This is a genomic window from Campylobacter sp. JMF_01 NE2, assembly GCF_027737365.1.
Classification (GTDB): domain Bacteria; phylum Campylobacterota; class Campylobacteria; order Campylobacterales; family Campylobacteraceae; genus Campylobacter_B.
The window spans coordinates 1-1,850 of the sequence record NZ_JAOVTR010000011.1 but is presented as its reverse complement, the minus strand read 5'-3'; the positions used below and the strand labels follow the sequence as shown (position 1 = coordinate 1,850).

The 1,850-nt window shown below is 44.4% G+C and carries 1 rRNA gene; it reads left to right on the top strand.

Annotated features, from left to right (window positions below):
• The first annotated feature begins 262 nt into the window (after nucleotides 1-262).
• Nucleotides 263-1,773 (top strand): 16S ribosomal RNA (locus OFO01_RS08880).
• Nucleotides 1,774-1,850: the final 77 nt, after the last annotated feature.

Below are 1,850 nucleotides of genomic sequence, written 5' to 3'. Positions count from 1 at the left end.
TTTTTAAGCAACCCTTGAATATAATCCACTTTCCGTTTTTGAAATCTAACTTCTGTTATTTTCCAATGCGTGTTATTTTATTTATTATTGTCAAAAACTATCTTTTAGTCAATCTTTGAAATCTAAACAAGTGATCGATTGAGCCAAAGACAATTTTTATAATTGTCAAATTTAAAAGTTACAAACAATTAAGTTTTTAGATTAAAAACTTCATAAATTGAATTTAAAAGATAAAAAGTTTCTTTTTATCTTTGATACATTTTTTATGGAGAGTTTGATCCTGGCTCAGAGTGAACGCTGGCGGCGTGCCTAATACATGCAAGTCGAACGGACAAGTAAGAGCTTGCTCTTATGAGTTAGTGGCGCACGGGTGAGTAATGTATAGTTAATCTGCCCTACACTGGAGGACAACAGTTAGAAATGACTGCTAATACTCCATACTCCTTCTTAACACAAGTTAAGTCGGGAAAGTTTTTCGGTGTAGGATGAGACTATATTGTATCAGCTAGTTGGTAAGGTAATGGCTTACCAAGGCTATGACGCATAACTGGTCTGAGAGGATGATCAGTCACACTGGAACTGAGACACGGTCCAGACTCCTACGGGAGGCAGCAGTAGGGAATATTGCTCAATGGGGGAAACCCTGAAGCAGCAACGCCGCGTGGAGGATGACACTTTTCGGAGCGTAAACTCCTTTTGTTAGGGAAGAACACTGACGGTACCTAACGAATAAGCACCGGCTAACTCCGTGCCAGCAGCCGCGGTAATACGGAGGGTGCAAGCGTTACTCGGAATCACTGGGCGTAAAGGACGCGTAGGCGGATTATCAAGTCTCTTGTGAAATCTAACGGCTTAACCGTTAAACTGCTTGGGAAACTGGTAATCTAGAGTAAGGGAGAGGTAGATGGAATTCTTGGTGTAGGGGTAAAATCCGTAGAGATCAAGAAGAATACCCATTGCGAAGGCGATCTACTGGAACTTAACTGACGCTAATGCGTGAAAGCGTGGGGAGCAAACAGGATTAGATACCCTGGTAGTCCACGCCCTAAACGATGTATACTGGTTGTTGCTATGCTAGTCATGGCAGTAATCCACCTAACGGATTAAGTATACCGCCTGGGGAGTACGGTCGCAAGATTAAAACTCAAAGGAATAGACGGGGACCCGCACAAGCGGTGGAGCATGTGGTTTAATTCGAAGATACGCGAAGAACCTTACCTAGGCTTGATATCCAACAAATCTCTTAGAGATAAGAGAGTGCTAGCTTGCTAGAATGTTGAGACAGGTGCTGCACGGCTGTCGTCAGCTCGTGTCGTGAGATGTTGGGTTAAGTCCCGCAACGAGCGCAACCCACGTATTTAGTTGCTAACGGTTCGGCCGAGCACTCTAAATAGACTGCCTTCGTAAGGAGGAGGAAGGTGTGGACGACGTCAAGTCATCATGGCCCTTATGCCTAGGGCGACACACGTGCTACAATGGCATATACAATGAGACGCAATATCGCGAGATGGAGCAAATCTATAAAATATGTCCCAGTTCGGATTGTTCTCTGCAACTCGAGAGCATGAAGCCGGAATCGCTAGTAATCGTAGATCAGCCATGCTACGGTGAATACGTTCCCGGGTCTTGTACTCACCGCCCGTCACACCATGGGAGTTGATTTCACTCGAAGCCGGAATGCTAAACTAGCTACCGTCCACAGTGGAATCAGCGACTGGGGTGAAGTCGTAACAAGGTAACCGTAGGAGAACCTGCGGTTGGATCACCTCCTTTCTAGAGTACAAATGAATATTCTCTCACAAGATATTCATCATAAACTCAATCGTCCTTGTTTAGGTTTGAGGGATTGA